The 2326-nt window shown below is 71.0% G+C and carries 3 protein-coding genes and 1 pseudogene; all 4 read right to left on the reverse strand.

Annotated elements, in window-relative coordinates; genetic code table 11:
- Positions 1–311: pseudogene (locus GPA_RS19275) on the reverse strand (hypothetical protein); the annotation flags it as partial.
- Between the two features lie 88 nt (positions 312–399).
- Positions 400–1467: a Holliday junction branch migration DNA helicase RuvB gene (gene ruvB, locus GPA_RS11525; protein WP_015539963.1), complete on the reverse strand. Its 1068-nt coding sequence runs from the start codon at positions 1465–1467 to the stop codon at positions 400–402.
- Positions 1468–1537: 70 nt separating this feature from the next.
- Positions 1538–2137, reverse strand: coding sequence for a Holliday junction branch migration protein RuvA (ruvA, locus tag GPA_RS11530; RefSeq protein ID WP_015539964.1), 600 nt, complete (start codon positions 2135–2137; stop codon positions 1538–1540).
- Positions 2134–2326: crossover junction endodeoxyribonuclease RuvC (locus GPA_RS20215; RefSeq protein ID WP_231847637.1), on the reverse strand; the 193-nt coding region annotated here is incomplete at its 5' end. The genes GPA_RS20215 and ruvA, both read right to left, overlap by 4 nt.

Genomic DNA, 2326 nt, shown 5'->3' on the forward strand with positions numbered 1-2326 from the left:
TGCTCCAGCCGCAGGTCGGCGACGGCGTCCTCGCCTGCCTCGCGCAGGTAGGCCGACGCCAGCATGAGGCTGCGCGCCACGTACTCGGTGACGCGCGGGTCGGTGCCCGACACCTGCAGGATGCCGGCCATGGACTCCGGCGCGAGCGACAGCAGCGTGGCGCCGTCGATGTCCACGGCGTCGCCCACGGCGTTCTCCAGCATGTCGGCCGCGGCCTTCGGGTCGTGCTCGTCGCGTGCCTTGAACCAGCTGCGCCGCAGTATCTCGGCGAACTGCAGGAAGATGCGCATGAGGTAGTCCTGTTCGAGCATGGGGCTCGTCCTTTCGTCGCAGGTCGAAAACGGTTGGCGGGAAGCGCCGGGGGCCCGCGGCGTTGGCGCCGACCCCCCCCCGGTTGGCTCAGGCAGGCGGGAGGGCGATACCCAGGTGCTCGTAGGCGCGCGGCGTGGCCTGGCGGCCCTTCGGGGTGCGCACCATGAGGCCCTGCTGCATGAGGAAGGGCTCGTAGACGTCCTCGAGGGAGTCCGGGTCCTCCGAGAGCGCCGAGGCGAGCGTCGAGAGCCCCACGGGCCGGCCGCCGAACTGAACGGCTAGAAGCTCCAGGATGCGGTTGTCCACGGCATCCAGGCCGAGCGCGTCCACCTCGAAGAAGCTTAGGGCCTGCGCGGCCACGTCCTCGTCGATCGTGCCGTCGCCGCGCACCTGCGCCCAGTCGCGCACACGTTTGAGCAGGCGGTTCGCCAGACGCGGCGTGCCACGGCTACGCCGCGCGATCTCCAGCGCGCCGTCCTCGGCTATGTCCACCCCGAGGATCGCCGCAGAGCGGCACACGATGGAGCCCAGCTCCTCGGGCGTGTAGTATGCCAGCCGGAACACCATGCCGAAGCGGTCGCGCAAGGGCCCGGTGAGCAGCCCCGTGCGCGTCGTGGCGCCGATGAGCGTGAAGTGCGGCAGGTCGAGCCTGATGGAGCGCGCGGCCGGCCCCTTCCCCACCACGATGTCCAGCGCGAAGTCCTCGAGCGCGGGGTAGAGAACCTCCTCCACCATGCGGTTCAGGCGGTGTATCTCGTCGATGAACAGCACGTCGCCTTCCTCGAGGTTCGTGAGGATGGCGGCCAGGTCGCCCGTGCGCTCGATGGCGGGGCCGCTCGTGGTGCGGATGCTGGCGCCCAGCTCGTTGGCCACCACGGTGGCGAGCGTGGTCTTGCCCAGGCCCGGGGGGCCCGAGAACAGGATGTGGTCGACCACGTCGCCGCGCGCCCGCGCCGCCTCGATGAGGATGGCGAGCGATTCCTTCACCTTCGTCTGGCCCAGGTAGTCGCCCAATCGCTTCGGGCGCAGGCTGCGGTCGAGGACGAGGTCGTCCTCCGTGAGCTCGGCCGTCACGGCACGCGGCGGCACCGACGCCGCGTCTGCGCCGTCGGCCACGTAGCCCAGGCCCTCTATCTCGATGTCGTCGTGCGCCATAACCGCCTAACTTCGCAAGCCGTCCCGTCCGTCGCTTCGCCTACCAAGGTACCACACGCGCCCGCGCGCGTCAGCGCTCGGTTCCCAACCGTTTGAGGGCGTACTGGAGAACGGCGCTGTCAGAGACGCCCTCCGGCGCGCCCTTCAAGGCCAGGTCGGCCTCGGCCGCCGTGAACCCCATGGACAGCAGCGCCTCGTGCGCGCCGCGCAGCTGCTCGGCGGCGCGGGCGGCGGGCGCCTCCCCCTCGTCGAACAGGCTCGCGAGCCCCTGGTCGAGGGACCCCTTCAACTCCAGGATGATGCGCGAGGCCGTCTTCTTCCCCACGCCCGGTATCTTCGACACGGCCGCCACGTCCTGCGCGGCGATGGCCGCGACGAGCGCCTGCGGCGTGAACACCGACAACGCCGCCAAGGCCACTTTAGGGCCGACGCCGCCCACGCCGATGAGGCGCTCGAACAGCGCCTTCTCCTCCACCGTCATGAACCCGTACAGGGCGATGGCGTCGTCGCGCACCTGCAGGTACGTGTGCACCTCCACGGACGCGCCCGCCTCGGGCAGCTTCGACAGGCTGGCCTGCGACATGCCCACGGCATAGCCCACCCCGTTCACGTCGATGAACGCGGCAGCGGCGGTCTTGCCCGCCAGCCTTCCCTTCAAGAACGCGATCATCGCGCGCCTCCTCCCGATGCGGCCGCGGCGGTCGCCGCCGCGAAGCCCTCGTGGGTCGTGTAGCAGATGGCGGCCGCCAGCGCGTCGGCCGCATGGTCGGGGCTCGGCACCGCCTCGAGCGCCAGCAGCTGGCGCACCATGTACTGCACCTGCTCCTTGTCCGCCGAGCCGGCGCCCACCACGGCCAGC

Source organism: Gordonibacter pamelaeae 7-10-1-b (genome assembly GCF_000210055.1).
Lineage (GTDB): Bacteria > Actinomycetota > Coriobacteriia > Coriobacteriales > Eggerthellaceae > Gordonibacter > Gordonibacter pamelaeae.

Coding starts and splice junctions, on each gene's coding strand:
- ruvB (WP_015539963.1), bottom strand. CDS start 1,467: ATGGCGCACGACGACATCGAGATAGAGGGCCTGGGCTACGTGGCCGAC.
- ruvA (WP_015539964.1), bottom strand. CDS start 2,137: ATGATCGCGTTCTTGAAGGGAAGGCTGGCGGGCAAGACCGCCGCTGCC.